Origin of the sequence: Planktothricoides sp. SR001, from assembly GCF_001276715.1 — a bacterium.
Classification (GTDB): domain Bacteria; phylum Cyanobacteriota; class Cyanobacteriia; order Cyanobacteriales; family Laspinemataceae; genus Planktothricoides; species Planktothricoides raciborskii.
On sequence record NZ_LIUQ01000136.1, the window covers coordinates 1 to 2313 of the forward strand.

Here is a 2313-nt window from a genome sequence, read left to right on the forward strand (position 1 = left end):
TAATCGGTAAATTTCCTTCGGTATCGGCGGTTTGCAGAGTATAAGTGGCGGTGTAGTTGTTCCCGCTATTGGTGACTGTGGCAGTTTTACCGCCAATAGTGACTGCGGGAGTGCCACTGAGGGTTTCCGAGGCAGTAAAAGTAACTGTTGCCACATCCCCAACTTTGGCTAATGCATTGTTGGCATTATTGGATGCAATGGCTACTGAAGATAAGGTGGGGACAGTCTTATCAAAGGTGACACTACTGGAGTCGGTAGTAGCTGTTACTGCCGTTCCCGCATTGCCCGCAGCATCCGTAAAGGTAATATTAATCGGTAAATTTCCTTCGGTATCTGCGGTTTGCAGGGTATAAGTGGCGGTGTAGTTATTCCCACCTGTATTTGTCACTGTGGCGGCTTGACCACCAATAGTCACCGTAGGCAACCCACCGAGAGTTTCCGAAGCAGTGAAAGTAACTGTTGCCACATCCCCAACTTTGGCTAATGCATTGTTGGCATTATTGGATGCAATGGCTACTGAAGATAAGGTGGGGACAGTCTTGTCAAAGGTGACACTACTGGAGTCGGTAGTAGCCGTTACTGCCGTTCCCGCATTGCCCGCAGCATCCGTAAAGGTAATATTAATCGGTAAATTTCCTTCGGTATCTGCGGCTTGCAGGGTATAAGTGGCGGTGTAGTTATTCCCGCTATTGGTGACTGTGGCAGTTTTACCGCCAATAGTGACAGTGGGAGTGCCACCGAGGGTTTCCGAAGCAGTAAAAGTAACTGTTGCCACATCCCCAACTTTGGCTAATGCATTGTTGGCATTATTAGAAGCAATGGCTACTGAAGATAAGGTGGGGGCAATGCCATCAATAACTATGGCTTTGCTGCCACCGAGGGAGTTGGCAGAACCCAAGGCAGGGAGGGTTAAATTAGCATACCAACCATCACTTACTGCTGTAATCGTCCCCCCATGTAGCTCTAGGGCATTGGTGCTGAAATATTGTAAGTTCGTAGAACTATCCCCAGCTTGCACTACATAGTTAAAAGTGAGGGTAGTACCGCCACTATTACTAGCATAAGTAGCATATTGGTCGGTGGTGCCGGTTTCTAGCTGGAGGCGGGGGGTGCCACCTGTTGTATCAACTGTAACAGCCGCATTAAAGGTGACAGTGATGGCAATGGTATCACCGGCTTTGTAGCTACCATTAGTAGTGGTGGCGGTGACAGTGGTGACTTTGGGGGAATTGTTCAACAGGACTGAGACTCTCCCGAGGTCAGAGGTCCCTACCGCTAAGTCCTGATTGTTATCGCCGTTAAAGTCTCCTACGGTGACGGGCCGCGGATTGCTTCCCACAGCAAAGGTGGTTTGGGGGCTGAAACCGCCACTGCCGTCCCCTAACAGGACTGAGACGTTGGCGCTGCCAAAGTTCGCTACCGCTAAGTCCTGTTTCCCATCGCCGTTAAAGTCTCCTACGGTGACGGACTGCGGATTGCTTCCCACAGCAAAGGTGGTTTGGGCGCTGAAACCGCCACTGCCGTTCCCTAACAGGACTGAGACGTTGCCGCTGCCAGAGTTCGCTACCGCTAAGTCCTGTTTCCCATCGCCGTTAAAGTCTCCTACGGTGACGGGCCGCGGATTGCTTCCCACAGCAAAGGTGGTTTGGGCGCTGAAACCGCCACTGCCGTTCCCTAACAGGACTGAGACGTTGCCGCTGCCAGAGTTCGCTACCGCTAAGTCCTGTTTCCCATCGCCGTTAAAGTCTCCTACGGTGACGGAAACCGGAGCGCTTCCCACAGCAAAGGTGGTTTGGGGGCTGAAGCCGCCACTGCCGTTCCCTAACAGGACTGAAACGTTGCCGCTGCCAGAGTTCGCTACCGCTAAGTCCTGATTGTTATCGCCGTTAAAGTCTCCTACGGTGACGGACTGCGGATTGCTTCCCACAGCAAAGGTGGTTTGGGCGCTGAAACCGCCACTGCCGTTCCCTAACAGGACTGAGACGTTGCCGCTGCCAGAGTTCGCTACCGCTAAGTCCTGTTTCCCATCGCCGTTAAAGTCTCCTACGGTGACGGAATACGGACTGGTTCCCACAGCAAAGGTGGTTTGGGCGCTGAAACCGCCACTGCCGTTCCCTAACAGGACTGAGACTCTCCCGTTGTCAAAGCTCGCTACCGCTAAGTCCTGTTTCCCATCGCCGTTAAAGTCTCCTACGGTGACGGAACGCGGACCGAGTCCCGCAGCAAAGGTTTGGCGGCTGAAACCGAGGGTGTGGGGGTAGGTGGTGAGGGTGTGGGGGGAGAGGGGGGATGTGGGGAGTGTGGGAGGCCGCC

Annotated in this window: 1 protein-coding gene; it reads right to left on the reverse strand. The window is 53.3% G+C overall.

Annotated elements, in window-relative coordinates; translation table 11 throughout:
* A partial coding sequence (locus tag AM228_RS33860) for a VCBS repeat-containing protein (RefSeq protein ID WP_072160970.1) occupies positions 1–2313 on the reverse strand: 2313 nt, incomplete at both ends.